General features: G+C 69.8%; 25 protein-coding genes and 1 tRNA gene. 12 read left to right on the top strand and 14 right to left on the bottom strand.

Annotated elements, in window-relative coordinates; translation table 11 throughout:
* Nucleotides 1-402 precede the first annotated feature (402 nt).
* Together H4Q84_RS14580 and H4Q84_RS14575 are read left to right on the top strand one after the other, a co-directional pair.
* Nucleotides 403-1,233 (top strand): hypothetical protein, encoded by an 831-nt coding sequence (locus tag H4Q84_RS14580; protein ID WP_248579818.1) that lies wholly within the window; start codon nt 403-405, stop codon nt 1,231-1,233.
* Nucleotide 1,234: 1 nt separating this feature from the next.
* Nucleotides 1,235-1,762 carry a sigma-70 family RNA polymerase sigma factor gene (locus tag H4Q84_RS14575; protein ID WP_248579817.1) on the top strand — a complete coding sequence of 176 codons (528 nt, stop codon included), beginning with the start codon at nt 1,235-1,237 and terminating at the stop codon, nt 1,760-1,762.
* Between the two features lie 28 nt (nt 1,763-1,790).
* On the opposite strand, the gene H4Q84_RS14570 is transcribed toward H4Q84_RS14575, so the two are convergent.
* The gene (locus tag H4Q84_RS14570) at nt 1,791-2,255 is read right to left on the bottom strand and encodes a hypothetical protein (RefSeq protein ID WP_248579816.1); all 465 of its coding nucleotides are present in this window, start codon (nt 2,253-2,255) and stop codon (nt 1,791-1,793) included.
* Nucleotides 2,256-2,672: 417 nt separating this feature from the next.
* Between H4Q84_RS14570 and H4Q84_RS14565 the strand changes: the two genes are divergently transcribed.
* Nucleotides 2,673-4,421: an alkaline phosphatase PhoX gene (locus H4Q84_RS14565; RefSeq protein ID WP_248579815.1), complete on the top strand. Its 1,749-nt coding sequence runs from the start codon at nt 2,673-2,675 to the stop codon at nt 4,419-4,421.
* 720 nt (nt 4,422-5,141) lie between these two features.
* Here H4Q84_RS14565 and H4Q84_RS14560 read toward each other — a convergent pair.
* The 5 genes from H4Q84_RS14560 to H4Q84_RS14540 all read right to left on the bottom strand — a co-directional run bounded on the left by H4Q84_RS14560 (nt 5,142) and on the right by H4Q84_RS14540 (nt 8,863).
* Entirely contained in the window at nt 5,142-6,347 is a 1,206-nt protein-coding gene (locus H4Q84_RS14560) for a DUF480 domain-containing protein (protein WP_248579814.1), read from the bottom strand.
* A gap of 224 nt (nt 6,348-6,571) precedes the next feature.
* Nucleotides 6,572-6,661 (bottom strand) — tRNA-Ser (locus tag H4Q84_RS14555).
* 45 nt (nt 6,662-6,706) lie between these two features.
* Entirely contained in the window at nt 6,707-6,934 is a 228-nt protein-coding gene (locus H4Q84_RS14550) for a biotin/lipoyl-binding carrier protein (protein WP_248579813.1), read from the bottom strand.
* A 55-nt stretch (nt 6,935-6,989) separates the two neighbouring features.
* A complete protein-coding gene (locus H4Q84_RS14545; protein WP_248579812.1) occupies nt 6,990-8,084 on the bottom strand; it encodes a hypothetical protein in 1,095 nt (364 codons plus the stop codon).
* Nucleotides 8,085-8,095: 11 nt separating this feature from the next.
* Nucleotides 8,096-8,863, bottom strand: a complete 768-nt coding sequence (locus tag H4Q84_RS14540) for a carbon-nitrogen hydrolase family protein (RefSeq protein WP_248579811.1) — start codon at nt 8,861-8,863, stop codon at nt 8,096-8,098.
* Nucleotides 8,864-8,888: 25 nt separating this feature from the next.
* Between H4Q84_RS14540 and H4Q84_RS14535 the strand changes: the two genes are divergently transcribed.
* The 4 genes from H4Q84_RS14535 to H4Q84_RS14520 all read left to right on the top strand — a co-directional run bounded on the left by H4Q84_RS14535 (nt 8,889) and on the right by H4Q84_RS14520 (nt 11,493).
* Nucleotides 8,889-9,467 (top strand): NTP transferase domain-containing protein, encoded by a 579-nt coding sequence (locus tag H4Q84_RS14535; RefSeq protein ID WP_248579810.1) that lies wholly within the window; start codon nt 8,889-8,891, stop codon nt 9,465-9,467.
* Nucleotides 9,468-9,533: 66 nt separating this feature from the next.
* Nucleotides 9,534-9,857, top strand: coding sequence for a DUF6457 domain-containing protein (locus H4Q84_RS14530; protein ID WP_248579809.1), 324 nt, complete (start codon nt 9,534-9,536; stop codon nt 9,855-9,857).
* Nucleotides 9,858-9,878: 21 nt separating this feature from the next.
* Nucleotides 9,879-10,859, top strand: coding sequence for an NAD(P)H-quinone oxidoreductase (locus H4Q84_RS14525; protein WP_248579808.1), 981 nt, complete (start codon nt 9,879-9,881; stop codon nt 10,857-10,859).
* 13 nt (nt 10,860-10,872) lie between these two features.
* Entirely contained in the window at nt 10,873-11,493 is a 621-nt protein-coding gene (locus tag H4Q84_RS14520) for a bacterial proteasome activator family protein (RefSeq protein ID WP_248579807.1), read from the top strand.
* Here H4Q84_RS14520 and H4Q84_RS14515 read toward each other — a convergent pair.
* From H4Q84_RS14515 to H4Q84_RS14495, 5 genes are read right to left on the bottom strand one after another with little or no spacing between them, the layout of a single operon-like run.
* A complete protein-coding gene (locus tag H4Q84_RS14515) occupies nt 11,490-12,068 on the bottom strand; it encodes a hypothetical protein (protein ID WP_248579806.1) in 579 nt (192 codons plus the stop codon). The genes H4Q84_RS14520 and H4Q84_RS14515 overlap by 4 nt on opposite strands.
* A gap of 45 nt (nt 12,069-12,113) precedes the next feature.
* Complete coding sequence (locus tag H4Q84_RS14510) at nt 12,114-12,908, bottom strand: HAD family hydrolase (protein ID WP_248579805.1); 795 nt, start codon at nt 12,906-12,908, stop codon at nt 12,114-12,116.
* Complete coding sequence (locus tag H4Q84_RS14505; protein ID WP_248579804.1) at nt 12,905-13,738, bottom strand: HAD family hydrolase; 834 nt, start codon at nt 13,736-13,738, stop codon at nt 12,905-12,907. The genes H4Q84_RS14510 and H4Q84_RS14505 overlap by 4 nt, the downstream gene beginning before the upstream one ends.
* Before the next feature lie 4 nt (nt 13,739-13,742).
* Complete coding sequence (gene serS / locus H4Q84_RS14500; protein WP_248579803.1) at nt 13,743-15,023, bottom strand: serine--tRNA ligase; 1,281 nt, start codon at nt 15,021-15,023, stop codon at nt 13,743-13,745.
* 9 nt (nt 15,024-15,032) lie between these two features.
* Nucleotides 15,033-15,620, bottom strand: coding sequence for a DinB family protein (locus tag H4Q84_RS14495; protein ID WP_248579802.1), 588 nt, complete (start codon nt 15,618-15,620; stop codon nt 15,033-15,035).
* An 89-nt stretch (nt 15,621-15,709) separates the two neighbouring features.
* On the opposite strand from H4Q84_RS14495, the gene H4Q84_RS14490 reads away from it, so the two are divergent.
* Nucleotides 15,710-17,284: a diacylglycerol kinase family protein gene (locus H4Q84_RS14490; RefSeq protein ID WP_248579801.1), complete on the top strand. Its 1,575-nt coding sequence runs from the start codon at nt 15,710-15,712 to the stop codon at nt 17,282-17,284.
* Between the two features lie 230 nt (nt 17,285-17,514).
* Here the strand turns inward: H4Q84_RS14490 and H4Q84_RS14485 are convergent, their stop codons facing one another.
* Both H4Q84_RS14485 and H4Q84_RS14480 read right to left on the bottom strand, forming a co-directional pair.
* On the bottom strand, nt 17,515-17,808 hold the full coding sequence (locus H4Q84_RS14485; RefSeq protein ID WP_248579800.1) for a putative quinol monooxygenase: 294 nt from the start codon (nt 17,806-17,808) through the stop codon (nt 17,515-17,517).
* Nucleotides 17,809-17,869: 61 nt separating this feature from the next.
* Nucleotides 17,870-18,271: a DUF4446 family protein gene (locus tag H4Q84_RS14480; RefSeq protein ID WP_248579799.1), complete on the bottom strand. Its 402-nt coding sequence runs from the start codon at nt 18,269-18,271 to the stop codon at nt 17,870-17,872.
* A 67-nt stretch (nt 18,272-18,338) separates the two neighbouring features.
* Between H4Q84_RS14480 and H4Q84_RS14475 the strand changes: the two genes are divergently transcribed.
* Entirely contained in the window at nt 18,339-19,190 is an 852-nt protein-coding gene (locus H4Q84_RS14475) for a prephenate dehydratase (RefSeq protein ID WP_248579798.1), read from the top strand.
* Here the strand turns inward: H4Q84_RS14475 and H4Q84_RS14470 are convergent.
* On the bottom strand, nt 19,187-19,984 hold the full coding sequence (locus tag H4Q84_RS14470; RefSeq protein WP_248579797.1) for a VOC family protein: 798 nt from the start codon (nt 19,982-19,984) through the stop codon (nt 19,187-19,189). The two genes, H4Q84_RS14475 and H4Q84_RS14470, sit on opposite strands and share 4 nt — an antisense overlap.
* Nucleotides 19,985-20,078: 94 nt before the next feature.
* On the opposite strand from H4Q84_RS14470, the gene larB reads away from it, so the two are divergent.
* Genes larB through H4Q84_RS14455 form a run of 3 tightly spaced genes read left to right on the top strand, consistent with a single transcriptional unit; the run spans nt 20,079 to nt 23,019 of the window.
* The gene (gene larB / locus H4Q84_RS14465) at nt 20,079-20,756 is read left to right on the top strand and encodes a nickel pincer cofactor biosynthesis protein LarB (RefSeq protein ID WP_248579796.1); all 678 of its coding nucleotides are present in this window, start codon (nt 20,079-20,081) and stop codon (nt 20,754-20,756) included.
* Entirely contained in the window at nt 20,753-21,934 is a 1,182-nt protein-coding gene (gene larC, locus H4Q84_RS14460) for a nickel pincer cofactor biosynthesis protein LarC (RefSeq protein WP_248579795.1), read from the top strand. Before larB ends, larC begins: the two co-directional genes overlap by 4 nt.
* Nucleotides 21,931-23,019, top strand: coding sequence for a GNAT family N-acetyltransferase (locus H4Q84_RS14455; protein ID WP_248579794.1), 1,089 nt, complete (start codon nt 21,931-21,933; stop codon nt 23,017-23,019). Before larC ends, H4Q84_RS14455 begins: the two co-directional genes overlap by 4 nt.
* Nucleotides 23,020-23,119 lie beyond the last annotated feature (100 nt).

Genomic DNA, 23,119 nt, shown 5'->3' with positions numbered 1-23,119 from the left:
GCCCAGGCAACGCACACGTCGTCAACCTCGACGCGCAGCCGTCCGACTACCTCCATGAAAGACCGGGGCTAGCGCCGGGCCATCGAGTGGCTGCTTGACCAGGGGCTCATCCACCACGGCGCGCAACAGTTCGCGAGCGACCACCCAGATCCCGGCCCCCCTTGAAGCCAGCCCGCTTGACGACGGTCTAGGGACACCCGGCTGCTGACGCCGCGACCAAGGCGTCTCACTTCACCGCCTGTTGGCGTCTACCGCTTTGCCGGATCTGGCGAGATCTGTGCACTCGTGCGTTGTTCCAAGACGAGTCATCGGTTTCAGTGACCGGAGGGACCGAAGTTCCGCGGTCTGTAACGGTCTGACACGTCTCTCGTGAAGGCTGGCCCGGAACACGGAGGAGGACCCATGGACACCTGGACCGACGAGCACTCGCGGCTGGTCGCCCAAGCAAGCCCTCCCGCGACGGATATTGATCTCGACCGAACCTGGGAGGCGATTCAGACGGGCATCGAGACCACCGCGCCGGCCCGCCGCTCGCGCAAGGGCAGGCTGATGATCGGAGCCGGCGTGGCGGCTGCCGTCGTGAGTGTCTCCGGGGTCGCGGCTGCCGGCATCCTGAGCGCCCGCACGGGTGAGTACCCGTCGGACGCCGAGGACCTGCGCCTCGGCGGGCCGGGCGAGGCCCTCGACCCGGCGGGCGGTGACTTCCGCCGTGTGATCGAGGAGGAGATCCGCGACATCCCGTTCCCCAGCTTGGCGGCCCGTAAGGTCTCCGTCGACGAGCACGTCCGGGACCTCAAGCGCGACAACGACCCTGAGCCGCGCACCCAATCGGTCACATCCGGGGCAATCCGGGGCTGGACTGCGGTGCACGCCGTCTGCTCGTGGTCGAACGAGTGGGTAAGGGCAGGGCGTGCGGGCGACACGACCGCCGAGGCGGAGGCGGCGCGCATGCTCGTCGGCTCTCGTCACTGGCCGGCGATCACGGCGCTTGATTCCGTACAGAGGAACGGCACCCTGAGGACGGACGTCCGCGACCCTGAGACTGGCCAGACGACCACCGGGACGATCCCCGACCCGACCCAGTACTACTTCCTCCGGCTGGTGAGCAAGGCGGTGAAGGCCGGGGATGTCGACGCGCTCGGAGACACCCTCGCCGACAACGCCTACTGCATCGGCACCTCGCTCGTGCCGGATTTCCAGCAAGCACTGCCTGCGGGCTTTCAGGGCCGCTGAGATGGCACGCACCATCACTTCCGACGAGTTCGAGGCGCTCTACCGTGCCGTGGCACCGGAGCTATTCGGCTACATCCGGCGGCGCGGATCGGCCGACGCCGAGGATCTGGTCGCGGAGGTCTTCACGACCGCGTGGCGCCGCCGCTCGGAGCTGCCGGCTGGCCTGCTGCGCCGGGCCTGGCTCTTCGGCACAGCGCGCCGGCTCCTCCTCGCTGCCGGCAGACGTGCGCAGCACGACCAGGAGGCCGTCGTACACCTGGCGACGCACCCCACCGAACAGGCGACCGAGGACGAGGCAGCAGAGCAAGTCGTGGTGGCCGCGCTCGGCCGCCTCTCACCCGATGACCGCGAGCTCATCCAGCTCGTCGAGTGGGACCGGCTCACACCGGCGGAGATCGCGGTCGCGCTCGGTATCCGGCCTGGCACGGCGCGCGTCCGTCTGCACCGGGCCCGCCAGGCGCTCGCGTCCGACCCGCAGATGCAGGCGCTGGTGAGGCGCTCGTCAGCGTCGAGACCGGCCTTAGCTTGAACGCCCGCACATGCCGCTTTCGGCGCGCCTATGTGATCGGAGTGTTCGCCAGCGACACGAGAGTCCCGACCACCAAGGCTGCCGCAACGGCCGGCATGAACCACCCCGGGCGCACCCGGGCGCGCCACAGCGACCAGATGGCGACCAACGCGAGCAGAATGCCGAACACGATGCTGCCAACGTGACCGAGGTCGGTCAGCGGCCGCGCCTCTTCGCACACGGGCGGGCAGTAGACGATCGGGAAGCCGTTGGTCAGCGCCGCCCAGCCGGCGCCGAGGATCCCGGCGCTGGCGACGCCGCTGCCGTTGCCCAGAGCGCCCGCCATGAAGGAAATCGCCCACCAGAGCTGGATGAGCGCAACGCCGACAAGCGTTGCCGCCTCGGTCAGAGTCAGCGTCCCGTGCAGGTCGAACAGGCCGACGCCGAAGTCGATGATGATGTGCAGCGCGCTGACGAACATCGTCGCCAGGCCGACCCAGAGCCAGACCGGCATCCTCCAGTCGCGGCCGGACCACGCGAGTTGTTCGTTTCCCATGAACCCACTATCGACCACGCGAGGCGATCTGCCCTATGACTCGGCTCGCGTCACTCATCTAGCCGCGATCCGCGCTTGGCCTGTGCATCACTTCGCCGCCAGTGGGACTCAGAGAGGTACCGGCTGGTCAGGCTCGCGTACAGGCATTGGCACCAACTGCCTGAGCCGAGCCAGTCGAGCGGTGCGGTTGCGATAACCACGAAGTCACCCTCGGCGTTGACCACGAGGTGCTCCTTGCGGGTGGCGACGCGAAGCCCCGCGGAAGGATCGGCGCACGCCGTCTCTGGACCTATCGCCGCTGGCTCTGCTAGACATCGAGGATCGCACAGGTCGGAAGTGGGTGGAGGCATGGCAAAGTCCAGGACTCTCGCGGCAATGGCAGCGGTCGCTGCAACGACTGCGGCACTGGCGCTGAGCGGGGTCACTCCCGCAACGGCGCACGACGACCACCATCACCATCACCGGGACGGCTTCCGCACGTCGCGGCCCGCCATGCTGACGCCGGTTCGACCTGGCGTCGAGGTGTCGCCCCTACTTACGGTAGGTGATGCGCTCGCCAGCGGCTACCGCTTCGAGGCGATCCCAGACGGGATCTCGCTCCTGCCCGGCCGCCACGGTCTGGTCGACGTGTACGTCAACCACGAGACGAGCAAGATTCCCTTTCCCTACTCGACAGCCGCGCCCACTGCCGCCAACGGCGAGAATGACTTCGACAACGCGCAGCTGAGCCATCTGGTGCTGAACCAGTCCGGGGACGCCATCTTGAGCGGGGAGATGGCCATCGACAGCAGCGAGGGCTTTCAGCGGTTCTGCTCCAACTACCTCGCCACCGAGCATGAGGGCTTCCGCAGGCCTACCCTGTTCACCAACGAGGAAACGCCGGACTACGTCTACCGCGATGAAGCCTCGTGGCCGCCGGTCCCGGGGAACCCCGACGAGCAAGAGGCCGGCGTCGTCGTGGCGTTGGACGTGAAAAGTGGTAGGCACGTTCCGATCTACGGCATGGGCCGCCACAACCACGAGAACGCAGTCCCCATTCCGGGTTACGAGAAGCCGGTCGTGCTCTCGGGTGACGACACGTTCACCAGCGGGCCACTCACAGGCGTCTTCCCCGCAGGTTCCGTGCCGGCGCAATCGCAGGTCTACTCCTACATCGCGCGGAACTCCCAGTCCCTGATGAAGGACAAGGGCGACCTCTGGGCCTTCGTGTCCGACACCCCCGGCGTGAAGAACTACTACGACGTACTTCCCGGATCCGGAACCGACGTCGAGGGCCACTTCATCAAGGTGCCCAAGAACATCGCCACTGGGATGAATCCCGACGGCACCACCATCAAGGCCACCGACGTTGGCTTCCCCGCACCCCCCAACGACGGCAGCTGGCAGACGGACCTGCGGCTGACGACACCGACGGGCATCGATGGCCCGCAGTGGGTGATGGAGTACTGGAGCGACGTCAACAACGTCTTCCAGTTCGTGCGCATCGAGGATATCGCCTACGACAAGCGCCCCGGCATGCACAACATCGTCTACCTAGCCGATTCGGGCCGAGGACGGCGCGCCGACCAGGGCCTAGATACGCCCAACTTCCGCTCGACCAACGGCCGGATCTGGCGCATGGTGCTGGACGAGCGGGACCCGACCAAGGTGACGTCGCTGACCGTGCTGGTGGAGGGTGATGACAACGCGGTCAAGACGCTGGCGGAGGTGCACCAGCCCGACAATCTCGAGTCGACGCCGACCGGTCTGCTGATCGCCGAGGACCCGGGGTCGAGCCAGCAGTTCCCGTCCGGTTCGACCGATGCGAACGCCACGACGGCTCGGCTGTGGTTCGTGCCGTTCTCCGGCACTCCGGACGTCATCGCCAAGGTCGATCAGGCTGCCGACGGAGGCACGACCGACGTCGACGGCCGGACGCCCGGCAACTGGGGAGCCTGGGAGTCGACGGGCGTGGTCGACGCGTCGTCGGCCTTCGGACCCGGTGCGTTCCTTATCAATGTTCAGGCGCACACGCTGTGGGTCGAGCGGGCACCGGGCGACGACAACAATCGGGACGGCCATCCTGACTTCACCTACAAGCGTGAGGGCGGCCAGTTCGCGCTGATCAGGATCCCGGGCTTGTAGTACCACGGGGGTCTTGGTCCACCCGCCCTCTCGCGGCCGGAGAAGCGGTGCTGCTTGTGGCGGAGGACGTCCAGCCCCTTCGCTCGAGCTGCCCGGGATCTGCACGAGAAGTCGGGGCCGCCCCGCTGACCGCTACGTCCTCAAGATCCTGTCCGTCGACTTACCCTTAACAAGTTCGGCGACCACCTTGGCGAGTAGGTCGTGCGTTGCGTGCGGCCACCGAGGAGCGGACTGCCCGCGGCGCATGGACTCGATACGCCTGGCTGACCTGTGTTGGCATTGCTAGCTCTTCTCGAGACAGTAGATGCGCGTCCTAGGAGGGGAACGCGACGACCTGCATGCGGCGAAGCGGGACTCGCAGACGCAAACCTGACTCTCACCTTCCGCGAATCGCGGGGTTGCCGCGCCGCCGCATAGAGCGACTGCCTAGTCGGTTCCTGAAACGTTCCGGACACGATGGACATATCCACTCGGCGCGTCAGACGCGATTGGCCGGTCGCCGTGCGTCATTCCGCCGCCTACGACCGTCAAGTCCTGGGCCGGAACGAGTGGACTGCTGCAGAAGCCCTCCACACTTTCACCGCTGCCATCTGCGGCTTCGAGAGTTCCGAGCCAGACACACCCCGGTGCTCAGTACGAAGGTCAAGTCCTGCGACTGGATGCCCGAGTCCCGCTGCGCGACGCCCAGGGCCTCGCCCGTCGCGCCGACCTACGCACCACCTAGTCGGGTTTGCGACCGACGACGTACAAGCGATCGGTGGTCTCACCCCGGGCAGTGACTGGTCCGCGCAGATACCACTCGAGGCCGACGAGTCCCGCGGCCTCCACTGTCCGAACCACGTCCGCCGGATCGTGAAGCACCAAGTCGAGGTCGACCTCGTGGCCAAACCACTCGTCGAGGTGGCGAATCTCGGTCCCTGCGTGCATGGCGAGGACCAACCATCCGCCGGGTGCGAGCGGGCGGGCCATGGCTGCGACCGCGTCGGGCAACTCGGAGGCCGCAAAGTGGATGAGCGAGTACCACCCCAGCACTGCCGCCCACCCTGAGCTCGCCGCGGGACGGCTCAGCCGACGCAGATCGCCGACCTCGAAGGTCAGTGCCGGGAAGCGCCGCCGGGCCTCGGCCACCATCGCGGGCGATAGGTCGATCCCCGTTGCAACGGCTCCGCGACCAGCCAGGTACGCCGTGACATGCCCCGGACCCGACCCGACCTCCACCACAGGCTGCCCAGCCGCACGGGCGACCACCCGGTCAAGAAGCCAGGTCTCGAACGGCAGCCCCTCCAGCTCATCGACAAGGAGGTCGGCATAGGCGGTCGCGACGGCGTCGTACGACGACCTGACGTTTTCGTCGCGCACATCCGCTCCCCCGGCAATCACTGCGTCGCGATCAACAGACTCTGCAGCGGCAGCCTGCCGAGGGACCGGACCGAGGAGATGGATCCAGCGAGCATCCTGCTGACCGGGTCGCCGTTCCAGCTCGCGGACCAGCGGTTCAGGGCGTTCCGCCATCCGAGCCAGACACGCCTCGACCTCACCCCGGTCGGCGAAGCCGTGCAACCGTTCCGTCCGCGTGCGCAGCTCGCCCGGTGCCTGCTCGCCCCGGAGCAACAGCACCGTGAGGAGTGCCCGCTCGTCGAGTTCGAGCCCGAGGCGCTCATCGAGGACCTGGTGATACTTCAGCGTCCGTCGACCGGTGGACGCCCACACGATCCGGAGCAGACCTCGATCCTTGAGCGCGCGCGCGGTCTGCTCGACGGCCTGCAGGTCCAAGTCGACGACGGGATCGCGATTGTTCGACTGGTTGCAGGCAGAGCGCAGCGCGTTCGCGGTGAGGGGATACGCCGCCGGCACCGTCGTCTGCTTCTCCAACAGGGCACCCAGAATGCGTTGATCGTTGGCGTCCAGGACGGGGAGCTCGCTCACGCCTACGACCCTAGATCCCCCGTCCCGTTCTCGTTCGCCGTCCTGGCCAGTCGGCTTCGACGAAGCAGAGCACACCTTGAACTGCGATCTGGTCGCCGATCGCCCCGCTGACGATGCCGATCTGCAACCAGCCGCGGACTTGGGGCGACATGCACGGCACTGGCACGGTGTGGAGCGAAACAGCCTCTGACCTGGCATCTTCGCAGGTCAGAGGCTGTTTACGTTGGCGGTGGCGGAGGGATTTGAACCCTCGGTCGGCTTGCACCGACAAACGCTTTCGAGGCGTTCTCCTTAGGCCGCTCGGACACGCCACCGCCGCAGAGATTACCGGACGGCAGGCGGGCGGCTAAATCGGCCGGTCAGGCGAGGACGAGTAGGACGTCGCCTTCTTGTACGACGTCTCCGGTGGCGACCTTGATCGCCTTGACCGTGCCGGACCGCTCGGCGATCACCGGGATCTCCATCTTCATCGACTCCAGGAGGACGACGGTGTCACCCTCGGTGACGGTCTCCCCGACGTCGAACGCCACGCTCAAGACGTTGGCGACCATCTCGGCGAGGATCTCGGTGCTCGTGTCGCGGGCCATGAGGACGACGCTAGCGCCTACCGGCACGTAGCCGCCCCTCGCCGGGCGGGCCGTGTCAGAGGGAGCGGAAGCGGGACGGCTCGGGGCGGTGCGCGGCGGCTGCCTCGGCGGCCCTCGCCCGACTGCCGCGCGGGCCGGTCAGGGCCAGGTCGAGCCGGATGACGACGTAGCCGACGACCAGGCCGAGCAGGACGCCGTACACGGTCTGCAGCGCGGCCTCGAGGAACGAGCCCAGCGGGTTGACCAGGGACTGCGCCACCGGCAGCGTCGCCGCGACACCGAACGCACACACCCACCAACCCTGGCGGCGGCGGGCGCGCATGTGCACTCCCCACACGAGGGCCGGGATGCCCAGCAGCACCACGATCGGTCTCGGGAAGGCCCCCAGGTGCTCCCGGCTCCAGCGGACTACGTCGAGCGCCGGCTCGACGACCGAGGAGATGCCGTAGCGCCGCAAGAGCTCGGCGTACGCGATGGTCAGCACGAGCACGAGCGAGCCGACCAGGACGATGACGAGTCCGCGCCGGCCGAGGCCGTGCAGGCCGGCACCGAAGCGGAACACCAGGACCAGGACGAGCAGGAAGCCGATGGCGAGGGTGACGTACTCGAACCGCTCCCGGTCGGCGTTCGGCTCGAACCCGACGGTGGCGAAGGCGCCCACCGCCGCGATCCCGCTGGCGATGAGGGTCTCCCGCACGGCCAGCAGGTACGACGAGGCAGGCACGGTCATCATCACCGCGAGCACGCCGCTGACGACGCACGTCAGCACCGCCGCTCCGCCGGTGAGCACCTCCATCTGGGTGACGACCGTGACCACGCCCAGCAGCGCGGCGAGGCCGGCGAAGACCAGCGGTCGGCCGCCGGTGCGGGCCGCGAGTGCCCAGGTGTAGGCGGAGATGACCGCGATCGCACCGGCACCGTCGAGCCACCCGGGCCCGACCTCGGCCGCGGCGCAGCCTAGCGCAACAGCGCCCGCCAGCAGGACCACGCACCACACCAACCACGGGGTGCGGTGGGAGAGCCAGCTCTCCCGTGGCGTCCTCGGGGCCTTGGGCTCCGTCGGTGTCGACACTGCCTTCTGCTGCCGCGTGCGCTGGCGGCGCGACTGCGGGCGCGGGGCGGCGCGGCGGCCGCCTGGGGGTGAGGACACGAGCAGAGAGGCTACCGTCGGCGGTTGGCGAGCGAGGGGTTGGTACGCCGGGCCTCCGCGATCACGGAGACATCCAGCACACCCCGGACGATGTCGGCGTCGGGGCCGGCCTCGGCCACCACCTCGCCGAACGGACCCACGATCATCGAGTGCCCGCAGTAGCGCGGAGCCGGCTGCCCGACGGCCGCGACGTAGACGGTGTTCTCGATCGCGCGGGCATGCACGAGGGTGCGCCAGTGGTCGACCTTGTGGTCGCCGGCCACCCACGCCGCCGGCACGACGAGCACGTCGGCACCCGCGTCGACCAGGGACCGCGCGAGCTCGGGAAATCGCAGGTCGTAACAGGTCATCAGGCCGATGGTGAAGCCGGCGAGCTCGAAGGTCACCGGCTCCAGTGGCCCCGCCGAGAGCCGGTCGGACTCCCGGTAGCCGAACGAGTCGTAGAGATGGATCTTGCGGTACGACGCATCGACAGCGCCGCGCACCAGCAGCGTGTTGAACGGGCGGGCCAGGTCGGGGCTCGGCTCGAACATCCCGGCCACGATCGTGGTCTCCCTGGCCGTAGCCACGGCCGCCACCTCCGAGCCGAACGCGCCGTCGGACGTCTCGGCGTACGGCGCGAGGTCTCCGCCGGGGTCACCGAAGTCGCGTTGGAAGGCCTCCGGGAACACCACGAGGTCGGTGTCGGGCGGGGTGAGCTCACTGAGCCACTCGCGGTTGTGGTCGGCGTCCAGCGTGGATGCCTCCTGCACGAGCGCCACCCGCAGTTGTCCGGTCACGAGGCCACCCTGCCACCCTGAGCACGTGGACCACGAGCCCCAGCGCCACCCGGCTTTCTCGGCGGTCGTCCTCGCCGGCGGCACCGCCGCCCGGATGGACGGCGTGGACAAGGCCGGCCTCGAGGTCGCCGGCCGGACCCTCCTTGCCCTCGCCGTCGACGCGCTGCTCGACGCCGATGAGGTCGTGGTGGTCGGAGCCGCCGTCCCGACCGAGCGCCCCGTGACGTTCACCCGCGAGGATCCGCCCTCCGGCGGGCCGGCGGCCGGCCTGCTCACCGGGCGCGACGCCCTGCTGCACCCGCCCGAGTGGCTCGGCGTGCTGGCGGTCGACATGCCGCGCGTGACGACGTACACGTTCCGGAGGCTGCGGGACGCGGCGATCGGGTACGACGCGGCATTCCTCGTCGACGAGTCCGGACGCCGCCAGCTGGCGGGCGTGGTCCAGACCGTTCGGCTCGATGCGGTGCGCCCCGATCACGAGGGCCAGCACGGGATGCCGCTGCACCGGCTACTGGGCGATCTCACGGTCGCCGAGGTGCCTGCGGAAGGGGCCGAGGCACGCGACGTGGACACCTGGGCCGACCTCCGCGATCTGCGCGGATGAGGACTCCCGGAGCAAAGGTCCGGTCAGGGCTTGCGGGAGTCGCTCCGATTCGGAAATGTGGGGGCCGTGAATCTTCACGACTGGATCGATGAGCTGAGCGACGTCCTCGACGTCGAGGCCGAGGTCGACGAGGCCCTGATCCTCGACCTCGCCCGCACCTCCGCGCACCAGGTAGAGAAGAAGTCGGCGCCCATCACCACCTTCCTCCTCGGGTACGCCGCGGCGTCACACGGCGCCGACCCCGAACGCGTCGAGCAGCTGGCCGCTGCCGCCCAGCTGCTCGCCGAGGGCTGGGACCGGCCGGCCGACGCCCCCGACCCGGCCGACATCGACGACCCGGTGCCCGACGACAGCAGCGTGGACCACTCGACCGACGAGTTCGAGGACTGACCGCCGCTCTACGCTGGCGACATGCGTGCCGTGATCGCCTCCGCAGCCGGAGGCCCCGAAGTCCTGTCCGTGGGCGAGGTGCCCGACGCCGTCGCCGGGCCCGGTGAGGTGCTCGTCGCGGTCGTCGCGACCGCCGTCAACAAGGCCGACACCCTGCAGCGGCAGGGCTTCTACCCGCCCCCGCCCGGCGCCTCCGACGTGATCGGCCTGGAGTGCAGCGGCCGGATCGTCGCGCTCGGTGAGGGCGTCGACGGTTGGGCTGTCGGCGACGAGGTGTGCGCACTGCTCTCCGGGGGCGGGTACGCCGAGCTGGTGGCCGTGCCGGCAGGCCAGCTGCTGCCCGTGCCGGCGGGCATCGACCTGGTGACCGCCGCGGCCCTGCCTGAGGTGTCGTGCACGGTCTGGTCGAACGTCTTCATGGTCGCCGGGCTGCAGCCCGGTGAGAACTTCCTCGTGCACGGCGGTGCCGGTGGCATCGGCACCCTGGCGATCCAGCTGGCCACCGCCCTGTCGGCGAAGGTGATGACGACCGCCGGCTCGGCCGAGAAGCTCGCGGTCTGCTCCGACCTCGGTGCCGACGTGACGATCAACTACCGCGACGAGGACTTCGTGCAGGTCGTCAGGGACGTCACCGGCGGCCACGGCGCCGACGTGATCCTCGACAACATGGGCGCGTCGTACCTCGACCGCAACCTCGACGCCCTGGCCACCGAGGGCCGTCTCGTCATCATCGGCATGCAGGGCGGGGCGAAGGGCGAGCTCGACATCGGCAAGCTGCTGCGCAAGCGCGGCGCCGTCATCGCGACCTCCCTGCGTGCCCGACCAACCGACGAGAAGTCGGCGATCTGCGCCGCCGTGGCCGAGCACGTGTGGCCGCTCGTGGCCGAGGGCGCCGTGCGCCCCGTCGTACACGCGACGATGCCGTTGTCCGAGGTAGCCGAAGCGCACCGGCTGATGGACGACAGCGGGCACGTGGGCAAGATCGTGCTCACCGTCGGCTGACTAAGGTGGGTGCATGAGCGAGCAGATCCCCGAAGGGCACGTGCTGGTCATCGGACCCGACGGGCAGCCGATCGGCACCGTCCCGGCGACGTCGATCGAAGGAGCCGTCGAGGCCGCGGCCGAGCAGGCTGCGGACGAGTCGGGCGACGGCAACGGCGAGCGCCACGTCACCGAGCTGGTCGAGCAGCCGGCGAAGGTGATGCGGATCGGCAGCATGATCCGCCAGCTCCTCGAGGAGGTGAAGGCGGCCCCGCTCGACGAGGCCAGCCGCAACCGCCTCAAGGAGATCCACGCCGCCTCGATCAAGGAGCTCGAGTCCGGACTCGCGCCCGAGCTCGTCGACGAGCTGGAGCGCCTGTCGCTGCCGTTCACCGAGGAGGGCACGCCGAGCGAGAGCGAGCTGCGCATCGCGCAGGCCCAGCTGGTGGGCTGGCTCGAAGGACTCTTCCACGGCATCCAGACCGCGATCTACGCCCAGCAGGTGGCCTCGCGTGCGCAACTGGAGCAGATGCGCCGCGCGTTGCCCGAGGGGATGGGGCACCCGCAGGGACAGCCTGGACACCCGGGTGGGCCGATGCCGACGGGACAGCCCGGCGACGAGTCCGGGCCGGGCGCCGGAGGCATGTACCTCTAGGCGCGTCGACCGAGGCGGCGGACGACCATCAGGCCGAGCAGGCCGATGATCACCAGCGCCGCGCCGGGCGCGGCAAGCCGGGCCAGCGTGGCTGGCGCTGCCTGCTCGACCTTCGTGTACGTCGCGCTCTCGGGCGCCGTCGTCGAGGCGACCGGCTCGCCCTGACCGAGCAGCCGGCCGACGCGCTCGTTCATCTTGGCCGAGACCGGCGCCGTACCCCCACAGGACTCGGCGGTGTAGGCCGTGCCGGAGCGGGCGACCAGGAAGACGTAGGGCCGGTCGGCCGGCAGCTCGCCGAGTCCGCAGGCCCCGGTCTTGGCGGGGCTGTGGATGGTGACAACCGACCCGCCGAGGCCGCCCTTGAAGATCCGGTCGGCGGCGACGTCGTAGGTCACGGTGCCCTCGCTGGGCGGCGAGATCGTGCTGACGGAGCCGGTGAAGACGACGTCGGCGGCCTGGATCTGGTCCGCGAAGGTCTGCTGGGTGCAGGTGCAGGCGTGGGCCGGCAGCTGGGTGAGCAGCACCCCGCTCAGCGCCAGCAGCATCACAACCAGGGCTTGGCGGATCAGTGGCATGGCGGACACTCTACGGGCCCCGAATCGATGCCAGGGCGCCCAGCCTCAGAGGCCAAACAGGTCGCTGAGCACGCTCGCGACACCGTCGTCGTCGTTGGCCGGCGCGAGGTGGTCGGCGAGCTCACGCACCAGAGGATGCGCGTTGGTCATGGCGTAGGAGGTGCCCGCCCACTCGAGCAGGGCGAGGTCGTTGGGCATGTCCCCGAACGCGACCACGTCGGCTGCGTCGATGGCGAACTCGTCGCAAACGAGCGCCAGCGTGGACGCCTTGGTCACGTCGAAGGCGCTCAGCTCGACCATCGCCCACTCGCTCGACCAGGTGACGGTGACGCGATCGCCGACCAGCGCCTCCACCTGTCGCCAGTAGACCTCCGGGTCGACGTCCTCGATCTGCGCGAGCACCTTCACCACGGTGCCGTCGAGCAGGTCCTCGAGGGGCGCGACCGGCACCTCCATGTGCTTGCGGTCGTGACGGCGCGTGAACTCCGGCTCGACGCCGAAGCCGGTGGTCTTCTCCAGTGCGTACGCCGTGCCGGGGAGGTCACGGCGCAGCAGCTCGCCCACCTCGAGCACCGTCTCGGCCGGTATCGGGCGCACGCTCCGGATGCCGCGCGCCCCGACGTCGTACACGACGGCGCCGTTGGAGCAGATGGCCAGGCCATGCCCGCCGACGGTCTCCCACAGCGCGTCCATCCAGCGGACCGGCCGGCCGGTGACGTAGACGACCGGCACCCCACGGCGGTCGAGCTCGGCGAGCACCTCGCGCGTGCGGGGGGTGACGGTGCCGTCGGAGTGCAGCAGGGTGCCGTCGAGGTCGGTGGCGACCAGGCGTGGTTTCACGAGTCGGGGAACCAGCGGCTGATCTCGACGGCCGCGCCGTCGTCGGCGACGGAGTCGGTCACGTGGTCGGCGGCGTCGAGGACCTCCTGGACGGCCTGGCCCATGGCGACACCCCGGCCGGCCCAGCGCAGCATCTCGATGTCGTTGCGGCCGTCGCCGATGGCGAGCACGTCTGCTTGCGCGACGCCCAGCCGCTCGGCCACGAGCGCCAGGCCGGATGCCTTCGAGACCCCGACCGGCGACAGGTCGAGCCAGGCGGTCCAGCCGACGACGTAGTCGGTGCCGTGCAGGCCCAGCCGGGCGGCGAGCGCCACGAAGTCGTCGGCGGTGGCGGCCGGGTCGCGGATGATCACCCGGCTCACCGGCCCGGCGATGATGTCGGCGACCGCGGTCTCGATCATCTCGCCCGACAGCTCGCCCATCGGGAACGGCCGGTTGACGCGGTAGCCGACGCCGCGCTCCTCGACGGCGACCAGCGCCTCAGGGTGCTCGCGCAGCACGGCCTCGACCGCCGGTCTAGCGTCGAAGGTCTCCTCGTGCACGACCTCCAGCTCGGGGTAGCGGAAGACCACGGCACCGTTGGATGCCACGATCCAGAGCCGCTCGTCGCCGTCGCGGGGGATCTTGAGCAGGTCGGCGATCGGGCTCATCCCGTGCGGCGAGCGCCCCGAGCTGAGTACGACGTGGGCGCCGGCATCCAGGAGGCGGTGCACCGCGGAGTACACGGCAGGCGGGATCTGCTCGTAGGTCTGGCCGGCACCCTCGACCCACTTGAGCAGCGTGCCGTCGATGTCGAGGGCGACGAGCTTCGGCTGCCAGTCCTCCTGCACGGCCTCAGCCAACGGGGTTCACCGGCTCGAGGACCTCACGGCCCAGCCACTTCTGCAGCGCCTTCGGCACCTTGACCGACCCGTCGGCCTGCTGGTGGGTCTCGAGGATCGCCACGATCGCGCGCGGGATCGCGGTCAGCGTGCCGTTGAGCGTCGCGACCGGGCGGGTGCCGCCCTCGAAGCGGCCCCGGATGTCGAGACGACGGGCCTGGAAGTCGGTGCAGTTGGACGTCGAGGTGAGCTCGCGGTACTTGCCCTGGGTCGGGATCCACGCCTCGCAGTCGAACTTGCGGATCGCGCTCAGGCCGAGGTCGCCGGCGGCGGTGTCGATGACCTGGTACGCCAGCTCGAGCTTGTCGAGGAAGTCCTTCTCCCACTGCAGGAGGCGCTGGTGCTCGGCGTCGGCGTCCTCGAGCGTCGTGTAGACGAACATCTCCACCTTGTCGAACCAGTGCACCCGGATGATGCCCTTCGTGTCCTTGCCGTGCGAGCCTGCCTCCTTGCGGAAGCACGGGCTGAACGCGGCGTAGCGCCGCGGCAACGACTCGACGTCGAGGATCTCGTCGGAGTGGTAGGCCGCCATCGCGACCTCCGAGGTGCCGACGAGGTAGAGGTCCTCGCCCTCGATGCGGTAGACGTCGTCGGCCGCCTGACCGAGGAAGCCGGTGCCCTCCATGGCGCGCGGCTTGACCAGCGATGGCGCGATGACGGGCGTGAAGCCGGCCTCGCGGGCCTGCTCCATCGCCATGTTGACGAGGGCGAACTCCAGCTCGGCGCCTACACCGGTGAGGAAGTAGAAACGGCTGCCGCTGACCTTGGCACCCCGCTCGAGGTCGATCGCGCCGAGGATCTTGCCGAGCTCGACGTGGTCGCGGGGCTCGAACCCCTCGGCCGCGAAGTCACGCGGGGTGCCGATGGTCTCGAGCACGACGAAGTCGTCCTCACCGCCGGCCGGAGCCTCGTCGGCCGCGACATTGGGGATCTCCATGATCGCGTCGCGCCACTGCTCCTCGGCTGCGGTCTGCGCGGCCTCGGCCGCCTTCACCTCGCCGGCGAGCGTCTTGGTCTGCGCGAGCAGGGCCTGCTTCTCCTCTCCCTGCGCCTGCGGGATCAGCTTGCCGAGCTGCTTCTGCTCGCCCCGCTTGGCCTCGAACGCCACGATCGACTCGCGCCGGGCCACGTCGGCAGCCAGCGCCCGGTCGACCACCTCGTCGGACAGGCCGCGCTTGGCCAGCGAGGCGCGCACGCGTTCGGGATCGTCTCGGAGCAGTCGCGGATCAATCATGGCGACAGGCTATCCGTCGGCCCCGGCGCGGAAGGTGGCCGCGGCACCCTCGACCGTCTGGACGTACGACGCCCAGTCGACGTCGTCGGGCACGTTGCTGTTGTCGGCACGCAACCCGGCGGCGCCGTCGACCAGCTCGCGCACGATGTCGGCGTGCCCGGCGTGGCGCTGGGTCTCGGCCACCATGTGCACGAGGAGCTGTTGGAGGGTGACCTCGGGCTTGGTCCACCACGGGACGCTCCCGGTGTCGTCGAGCGCCATCGCCTCGATCGTGGCGTCGGAGTGTGCCCAGCTGCGGTGGTAGAGCGCCACGATGTCGTCGCGTGACTCGTCGGGGGTCGCCCACATGTCGGCGTTGGTCTCGGCGTCGTCGCCGAACCACGGCAGCGGCTCGCCCGAAGGCCGCCCGAAACAGTCGCCGAAGTACTCGATCTCGACGCTCGCGACGTGCTTGACCAGCCCGAGGAGGTTGGTGCCGGTGGGGGTCAGCGGCCGGCGGACGTCGTACTCGCTGAGACCCTCGAGCTTCCACAGCAACGCCTCGCGGGCGGTCTGGAGATAGCGGTGCAGGATCGCCTTCTGGTCGTCAGCACTCATGCTCGTCATCTTGTCAGCCGGCATCGACGCTCGCCTGCCGGTTTCGCGAGTGCGGGGGCTGAGCCCGGGTGGCGGCATACTTGCGCCTCGTGACCGAACGTTCGCGCGTCCGCCTGCTCGGCTGGGCCGGCCTCTCCCTGGTGCTGTTCGCCGTACTGGCGTTCCTCGTCACCCGCGACCGCTCGCCCCTCGACCAGCTCGACCAGCTCGGCCGCCGGGCCGAGGACTGGGCAGACCAGTACGGCACGCTCCAGACGTTCCTCCGGGTCGTGGAGCACGCCTTCGCCACGATCGGCATGACCGTGCTGACCATCCTGCTCGCGGGCGCGCTGCTGCTCCGCAAGCACCGCCGGGCCGCGGCGTACGTCGTCGTCGTCATGATCACGACCTCGCTCGTCACCACCGGACTCAAGCTCTTGCTCGGCCGCGGTCGACCCGACTGGCAGGATGCCACCGGGCTGCTGGCGAGCAAGTCGTTCCCGTCGGGGCATGCCTCGTCGGTCACGGCACTCGTCACGATCCTGGTGCTGCTGACCTGGATGTTCGTACGACGCAGCAACATGCGGCGCCTCGCGCTGGCCGGCTGCGTGCTGTTGTGGCTGGTGGTCTGCCTCGACCGTGTCCTGCTCGGCCGGCACTACCCGACCGACGTCATCGGCGGGTCGCTGCTCGGCATCGCCATCGCCCTGCTCGCGCAGGTGTTCCTCGACCCTCGGCCGCGATCGACCGCGGAGGTCGGCGAGCCGCTGCCGGAGGTCTACAGCTCCGAGCGCCAGCTGGCCGTCGTACTCAACCCGATCAAGGTGGAGGACGTCGGGCAGTTCCGCGCGATCGTCAACGCGATGGCGCTGGAGTCGGGCTGGAACGAACCCAGCTGGCACCACACGACCATCGAGGACCCGGGCACCGGCATGGCGCACGCCGCGTCGGTGGCCGGCGCCGACCTCGTGCTCGTCTGCGGCGGCGACGGCACGGTGCGCGAGGTGTGTGCCGAGCTGGCCGGCACCGGCATCCCGGTGGGCATCATCCCGGCCGGCACGGGCAACCTGCTGGCCCGCAACCTCGGCATCCCGCTCTACCTGCGCTCGGCGATCGACGTCGGCCTCAACGGCCAGGACCGGGCCATCGACCTGGTCAAGGTCGGCGGTGACGGCATCGAGGACACGCACTTCATGGTGATGGCCGGCATGGGGTTCGACGCCGCGCTCATGGAGGGCGTCAACGAGGAGTTCAAGAAGAAGGTCGGCTGGATGGCCTACGTCATCTCCGGCCTGAGGTCACTGATGTTCCCGGCCGTGCGCATCGAGATCTCGGTCGACGGCGGCGACTTCACCCGGCACCGGGCTCGCACCGTGGTGGTCGGCAACGTCGGCTATCTGCAGGCCGGCATGCCGTTGCTGCCCGACGCGGCCATCGACGACGGGGTGCTCGACGTGGTGATCCTGCACCCGAAGCGGTTCCTGTCGTGGATCCCGCTGGCGGCGCGGGTGCTCGCGCGCAGCTCGTTCACCGACGACACGATCATGCGGCTGACCGGTTCGACGGTTGTGGTGCGCGCCGCCGCCGACACGCCCCGCCAGCTCGACGGCGACTCCATCGGCCCGGGGCGTGAGCTGCGCACGGAGTGCATCCATGGGCGGCTGCTGGTGCGGGTTCCGCGCTGACGCCCGCACGAGAGCCGGGCGTCAGCGCGCACTCTTCATCGGAGGATGAAGAAGAGCACCAGGATGACGGCGATGACGAGGGCGGCGATGGCAATGGTGCGAGTGTTCATGATTTCTCCTTCGAGGGGGTGACTTCAACGCTCTCGCGCTGGCCTGAACGTACCCTCCCGGCAGCCGGACGTCTGCGTCCGACACCGGGGCCTCATCGCTACGGACGAGGTTCGAGAGCGTCAGCTCATCGGCACCAGCGGGTGGATCGCGATGTCACCCGAGAGCTGTCCGTCTGCGGCCGCGAGGGCTTCGGCGATGTGGGGCGACTGCATATGGACGTCGAGCGCCTGCTGACTGGTCCAGCGCTCCATCGTCACGAAGGTGCCGGGTGTCGCGGCCGACTCGTACAGGTCGTAGGCCAGGCAGCCCTCCTCCTCGCGGCTGGCAGCGACGAGAGCTCGCAGCGCGACGCGGAGCGCATCGACGGCCTCGGGCTTGGCGGGGATGGTGGCAACGACGTGCAGCTCGCTCATGGGTGGACCTCTCAGTCGGGTTTCCTGCACCCTAGGGCTCGGCGTACTCGCTGAACATCCGCTACGGACGGGCGTGGGTGATCGCCTCGTCCTCCTCCGGCGACAACTGCTGCTCGCAGGTCCAGCCGGAGATGCTCTTGGCGTAGGTGCGGGCTTCGCTTCGGCCGTGGATCGAGCTGAGTACGACGCCGTCGCCGGCGTCGTCGAGCAGTGCGACCGACCACGAGAGGTGACCGCCCATGTCGCCGAACGCGTCGTACCGGACGACGGCGAGGTGACGCAGCGCCGTGCGGGTCTCGGTCTGGAGCGCCGCGACCTCCTGGCGCAGGCCGACGACGTCCTCGGGCAAGGCGTCGGCGCCGCCACTGCGGCTGGCCGAGGATCCGCGCCGGAGCGCGACGACCGAGAAGACGAACGCGACCAGAGCCACGAGCAGGGCGAGAGAGGCAAGGACCGTGGGCACGCGCTGAGCCTATGGCCGTACGGCGGTCGGGCTCGGCCGCACGCACCGGCGCATGGGAAAATGAAGTGTGACCTCCCGACGCATCGCCTACCAGGGTGAACCTGGCGCGAACTCCCACATCGTGTGCCGCCAGCACTACCCCGACTGGGAGGCCGTCGCGTGCGCGTCGTTCGAGGACGTCTTCGCCGCCGTCGAGGGCGGGGACGCCGAGTTGGCGATGATCCCGATCGACAACTCGCTGGCCGGCCGGGTGGCCGACATCCACCACTTCCTGCCCGGCTCCGACCTGCACATCATCGGCGAGCACTTCCTGCGCATCCAGTTCCACCTGATGGCCATCGAGGGCGCGTCGGAGCAGACCATCAAGACCGTGCACAGCCACCTGCACGCGCTGGGTCAGTGCCGCAAGGTGATCCGTGAGCTGCACCTCACGCCGATGGTCTCGGGCGACACCGCCGGGGCTGCCCGTGAGATCGCCGAGGCGCACGACATCTCCCAGGCCGCACTCGCGCCGGCGCTCGCCGCCGAGATCTACGGCCTGCAGGTGCTGCGCGAGGACGTCGAGGACGAGGACCACAACACCACGCGGTTCGTCGTGCTCTCCCGCGAGTACGTCGAGGCGCCGCGCGAACAGGGCGCGGTCGTCACGAGCTTCATCTTCAACGTGCGCAACCTGCCGGCGGCGCTCTACAAGGCACTCGGCGGCTTCGCCACCAACGGCGTCAACATGACCAAGCTGGAGAGCTACATGGTCGATGGTCGCTTCACCGCCACCCAGTTCCTCGCGGAGGTCGACGGGCACCCCGAGGACACCCCGGTGCGCAACGCGCTCGAGGAGCTGGAGTTCTTCACCACCGACGTGAAGATCCTCGGTGTCTACCCGGCCTCGCCCGACCGGAAAGTCGGAGACACCGTCTAGCTCTCCTCCTTCGGGTTCTGCATCAGGCTGAACGTCGCTCCCTGGGGATCGGTCAGCACCGCGATCCGGCCGATGCCCGGCACGTCGAACGGCGCCATGACCTGCTGCCCGCCGAGCTCGGAGGTGCGGGCGGCGATCTGGTCGGCGTCGTCCACGTTGAAGCAGACGTTCCAGTGGGGTGGGATGCCGTCGTTCTGCGGCGGCGAGATGCCGGCGACCGATCGGCCGTCGACGTTGAGCGTCGTGTAGGGATCGCCCTCGTCACCCATGGGCATCGACTCGGCCGTGATGCCGAGGACCTGGTCGTAGAACGGCGTGGCCCGGTCGGCGTCGGCGGTGACCAGCTCGTTCCAGATGTTGGTGCCGTGCTCGTTGGCGCGCTGCGAGCCAGCGAACGTGCCCGCCTGCCAGAGGCCGACCGCCGCACCGACCGGGTCCTGCACCCAGGCCATCCGCCCCTGGTCGCTGACGTCCATCGGCTCGGCCAGCACCTGGCCGCCGGCGTCACGCGCCCGGGCCACCGCGGCGTCGACGTCGTCGACCGCGAGATAGACGCCCCAGCTGGCGGGCTGCCCGACGGCATCGCCGAACTGTGACCCCAGCCCGGCCACCGAGTCGCCCTGGATCTGGGCCATCGCATAGCTGCCGACCTGGGTGTCGCCATCCATCATCGGCTGGTCGTCGTACTGCCAGCCGAACAGGTCGCCGTAGAAATTCTTGGACGCGTCGGGATCGGCACTGCTGTGCTCGATCCAACTGGGCGTGCCCTGGAGATATGAGTCGAATGTGGCCATCGTGAGCTCCTCTGTCGTGAGTGACCGACCCCACCGCCAAGACAACACCCGACCACCGACATCGACAACGCCTTCTGCCGAGTAGGTTCTGTGCGTGACCGAGCCCGACCCCCGCACCGCCGACCTGGGGTTCGCCCGCGTCGATCTCGACCGAGCCGAGCGCACGGGCGACGCCGAGGTCGTGTACGGCGCCGGCAAGACCCCCCAGCAGATCACCGCGATCCTCGGCACCCTGACCGAGCGCCACCCCGACCGCGCGATCCTGGCCACCCGGCTCTCATCCGAGGCCCAGGCGGCCTGCGCCGACCTCGGCGCGACCGTTGACGCGGAGGCGCGCTGCGCCGTACTCGGTGTGCTGCCGGAGCCCCGCGGCCTGGTCATGATCGTCGCGGCCGGCACCTCTGACGGGCCGGTCGCCCGCGAGGCCGCGCTCACCGCCCAGGTGCACGGCGCAGGCGTCGAGATCATCACCGACGTGGGCGTCTCCGGGCTGCACCGCTTGCTGGCGGTGCGCGACGACCTCGAGCGCGCCGACTGCCTGGTCGTGGTGGCCGGCATGGAGGGTGCGCTGCCATCGGTCGTCGGCGGGCTCACCGGTGTGCCGCTCGTGGCGGTGCCGACGAGCGTCGGCTACGGCGCCAGCTTCGGTGGCGTGGCCGCCCTGCTCGCGATGCTCAACTCCTGCGCACCGGGTGTCACGGTCGTCAACATCGACAACGGGTACGGCGCGGGCGTCTTCGCCGCCCGGGTCGCCCGGAGGGCGCACGCATGACGATCTGGATCGACGCGTCCTCGGGCGCCAGCGGCGACATGCTACTGGGTGCGCTGGTGGGCGCTGGCGTGCCCGTCGAGACCATCCAGCAGGCCGTCGACGCGGTCGCCCCCGAGCCGGTCACCCTGCGCGTCGAGAAGGTGCAGCGCAACGGCTTCGCCGCCACCCGCTGCCATGTCGAGATCGCCGACTCCGAGCACCACCGCAGCTGGCGCGACATCCGCACCCTGCTCTCCGCCGCCTCGCTCGACGACGACGTACGCCGCCTCGCGCTGGCCGTCTTCGAACGCCTCGCCGTCGCCGAGGCCACCGCCCACGGCAGCGACCCAATGGACGTCTCCTTCCACGAGGTCGGCGCGTTGGACGCGATCGCCGACGTGGTGGGGGTGAGCGCGGGGTTCGTGTGGCTGGATGCTCACGAGGTCACCGTCTCCCCCGTCGCCGTGGGCTCGGGCAGCGTCCGCGGCGCGCACGGCACCTTGCCGGTGCCACCTCCGGCAGTCGCCGAGCTGCTGCGGGGCGTGCCGTCGTACGCCGGGCCCGAAGGCGCGCCCGCCACCGAGCTGTGCACCCCGACCGGCGCTGCCCTGCTCACCACCATCGCAACAGCCTGGGGCGCGCAGCCCGCGATGACGACCACGGAGATCGGCGTCGGCGCGGGCGGACGCGACCCGGCGGGCCACGCCAACGTGCTGCGGCTCTTCGTCGGCGAGACTGCGGAGCAGCCGGTGACCCCGCTGCTCATCGAGACCAACATCGATGACCTCGACCCGCGGCTATGGCCGCAGATCATCGCTGCACTGATGACCGCTGGCGCTTCCGACGCCTGGTTGACACCGATTCTCATGAAGAAGGGTCGTCCGGCGCACACCCTCAGCGTGCTGGTGCGGGGCGACCTGGCCGAGCCGGTGCGCGCCGCGATCTTCCGCAACACCAGCACCATCGGCGTACGCGAGATCCCGCTCGGCAAGCATGCCCTCGACCGCGAGATGATCGCCGTCGAGGTCGGCGGCCGCACGATCGCGGTCAAGCTGGCCCGGCACCACGGCGAGCTCGTCAACGCCCAGCCCGAGTACGACGACGTCGTGCGCGCCGCCGAGGCGCTGGGGCGGCCGGTCAGCGACGTGCTGGCCGATGCAATAGCGGCGACGCGAAGCGCGATCAAGGGGATCCGATGAGTGAGGCAGTGCGACGTCGTTACCTCGAGGTCAACGGCGACCACCCGATGTTCCCGAACGACGACCACTACGTCCGCGAGCACTTCGTGCCCGCCAACGACGAGGTGCTGGCGCTGATCGAGGCCGGCTCGCTGCCGCTGCCGTCCTACTACCTCTCCGACGGCACACCGATGGTGCCCGCCGACGTGCGCGACCCGATCTCGTGGGCCGGAGGTGTCGAGCGGCTGCACGACTGGTTCGTCGGCCACTGGACCGCCGAGGAGCAGGCGACCGCCGAGAGCGAGTGGGGCGACTACCTGAGCGGCCAATACGTCTGCCTGCGCGACGTACAACCCGTGCGCATGCAGCAGAAGACCCAGCACATCGAGCAGATCAGGGCCGCCATCGCAGTCCTCGAGCAGCACCCCGGCGACCACGTGGCCCGCGGGTCCCTCGGAGAGGCGGTCGAGCGACTGGAGCAGATCGAGCTGCCGATGACCGACTACGACCGGCTGCGGTTCGGTGGTCCGCTCTCACCCGAGGTCTGGATCCACGACGTACGCCGTGACCACCTGCTGCCGAAGCCGCCAGAGCTGCCGATCCGCACCGAGCGGCTGGTCCTGCGGGAGACCACGGCTGAGGACACTGAGGTGCTGCTGTCCTACTACGGCAACCCCGACGTGGCCTACTACACCCTGATGGACGCGTGGACCCCGGGCTACGCGGCCTTCCGGGCCCGCACGCCCGCCGTGTCGACCAAGTTGTCGCTCGCGATCGACCTCGACGGTCGGATGGTCGGTGACGTGGTCCTGATGTTCCAGGGGCCGTCGTACTCCCAGGCAGAGATCGGCTGGGCGCTGCACCCCGACGTGTTCGGCCGGGGCATCGCCACCGAGGCCGCGCGGGCGGCGATCGACCTGCTGTTCGGCCACTACGGCATGCACCGGGTCAACGCCCAGCTCGACGCCCGCAACGACGCGTCGGCGCGACTGTGCGAGCGGCTCGGGATGCGCCGGGAGTCGCACAAGCTCCGCGACTTCTGGTCCAAGGGCGAGTGGACAGACTCGTTCGAGTACGCCGTGCTCGCCGAGGAGTGGCGGGGCTGACCTCTGTGGATGGACGCCGCGCGCCAACGTCGACTCCCCGATGGAGACCAGGCTGCGCATGCTCCTCCTGCTCGCCGGACTGCCGGAGCCGGAGGTCAAT

Origin of the sequence: Nocardioides sp. InS609-2, assembly GCF_023208195.1 — a bacterium.
Lineage (GTDB): Bacteria > Actinomycetota > Actinomycetes > Propionibacteriales > Nocardioidaceae > Nocardioides.
The sequence above is the reverse complement of the archived record's forward strand: the minus strand, read 5'-3'. Positions and strand labels throughout refer to the sequence as shown.

Excerpts from the sequence above, each read along its gene's own strand:
- H4Q84_RS14525 (WP_248579808.1), top strand. The coding sequence starts at position 9,879 with ATGCGTGCCGTGATCGCCTCCGCAGCCGGAGGCCCCGAAGTCCTGTCC.
- H4Q84_RS14575 (WP_248579817.1), top strand. The coding sequence starts at position 1,235 with ATGGCACGCACCATCACTTCCGACGAGTTCGAGGCGCTCTACCGTGCC.
- H4Q84_RS14470 (WP_248579797.1), bottom strand. The coding sequence starts at position 19,984 with ATGGCCACATTCGACTCATATCTCCAGGGCACGCCCAGTTGGATCGAG.
- H4Q84_RS14520 (WP_248579807.1), top strand. The coding sequence starts at position 10,873 with ATGAGCGAGCAGATCCCCGAAGGGCACGTGCTGGTCATCGGACCCGAC.
- larC (WP_248579795.1), top strand. The coding sequence starts at position 20,753 with ATGACGATCTGGATCGACGCGTCCTCGGGCGCCAGCGGCGACATGCTA.
- H4Q84_RS14455 (WP_248579794.1), top strand. The coding sequence starts at position 21,931 with ATGAGTGAGGCAGTGCGACGTCGTTACCTCGAGGTCAACGGCGACCAC.
- H4Q84_RS14485 (WP_248579800.1), bottom strand. The coding sequence starts at position 17,808 with ATGAGCGAGCTGCACGTCGTTGCCACCATCCCCGCCAAGCCCGAGGCC.
- H4Q84_RS14515 (WP_248579806.1), bottom strand. The coding sequence starts at position 12,068 with ATGCCACTGATCCGCCAAGCCCTGGTTGTGATGCTGCTGGCGCTGAGC.
- H4Q84_RS14570 (WP_248579816.1), bottom strand. The coding sequence starts at position 2,255 with ATGCCGGTCTGGCTCTGGGTCGGCCTGGCGACGATGTTCGTCAGCGCG.
- H4Q84_RS14495 (WP_248579802.1), bottom strand. The coding sequence starts at position 15,620 with ATGAGTGCTGACGACCAGAAGGCGATCCTGCACCGCTATCTCCAGACC.
- H4Q84_RS14580 (WP_248579818.1), top strand. The coding sequence starts at position 403 with ATGGACACCTGGACCGACGAGCACTCGCGGCTGGTCGCCCAAGCAAGC.
- H4Q84_RS14550 (WP_248579813.1), bottom strand. The coding sequence starts at position 6,934 with ATGGCCCGCGACACGAGCACCGAGATCCTCGCCGAGATGGTCGCCAAC.
- H4Q84_RS14565 (WP_248579815.1), top strand. The coding sequence starts at position 2,673 with ATGGCAGCGGTCGCTGCAACGACTGCGGCACTGGCGCTGAGCGGGGTC.
- serS (WP_248579803.1), bottom strand. The coding sequence starts at position 15,023 with ATGATTGATCCGCGACTGCTCCGAGACGATCCCGAACGCGTGCGCGCC.